General features: G+C 61.1%; 3 protein-coding genes. All 3 read left to right on the plus strand.

The genetic code is table 11. The features are described 5' to 3' along the window. Positions 1 to 189 (plus strand): capsid cement protein (locus AC0V2Y_RS28100; protein WP_475418447.1); only part of this gene is annotated, 189 nt, incomplete at its 5' end. Between the two features lie 12 nt (positions 190 to 201). Beyond that, positions 202 to 510 (plus strand): head-tail joining protein, encoded by a 309-nt coding sequence (locus tag AC0V2Y_RS28105; RefSeq protein ID WP_475418013.1) that lies wholly within the window; start codon positions 202 to 204, stop codon positions 508 to 510. Continuing rightward, on the plus strand, positions 507 to 787 hold a 281-nt coding region (locus AC0V2Y_RS28110; RefSeq protein WP_475418448.1), incomplete at its 3' end, for a hypothetical protein. The genes AC0V2Y_RS28105 and AC0V2Y_RS28110, both read left to right, overlap by 4 nt.

Raw genomic sequence — 787 nt, forward strand, 5'->3', positions numbered from 1 at the left:
GTGTTCATGTTGCCGAAGACCGGCGCCCAGGCCTGGGCGATTGGCGCGCGGATCTACTGGGACGACGTCAACAAGCGCTGCGATAGCGATGCCGCCAAGGGCGACCTCATTGGCGTGGCCACGCTGGTGGCGGCAAACCCGTCGACTGTCGGTTACGTTCGCCTCAACGGTGGCGCAGTCGGCGCGTAAGCGGGAGCTGCCGTGTCATTTCATGCGGAACGTTTCTGGAGCGCTTTCCAGGGGGTAGGCATGCTTGACGAAGCCAGCTTCCAGCCGCCAGCTGGTGACCTGGTGGTGTTCTCAGGCGGATTCAAGCGGCCTGACCAAGTGGTACTCGACGGCATGGTGCATACCACCGACTACAGCATCGAATACATGGCCAGCGCCGTAGAGCTGAAGCGTGGCTTCATCATCACTGTCGCCGGCGTGCAGTACAAGGTGCGGCAGACGCCGATGGCAAACGGCGATGGCGAATTTGTCACTGCCTTGCTGGAAAAGGTGGCCCCATGACCTTGCGCGAAACTTTCATCCAGGAGCTCATGGCATTGCTGGCGGCGGCACCATTGTTTCCGGCTCAGGTCGAACGGTCACTCTCGGTGGCATTCAGCCGCGAGGAAAGCCCCGTGTTGGTAATTCATCGCGGCGACGAAGGCGTTGATGGCGACCTGTCCGACGAAGTGATCCGCGAGTGTCAAATTCTCGTCAGCGTTATCACGCGCAGCGATGTGCCCGACCAGCAGGCGGACAGCGTGATGGAGGTCGCGCACCCGCTGCTGATGTCCTATAA

Source organism: Janthinobacterium sp. BHSEK (assembly GCF_056174685.1).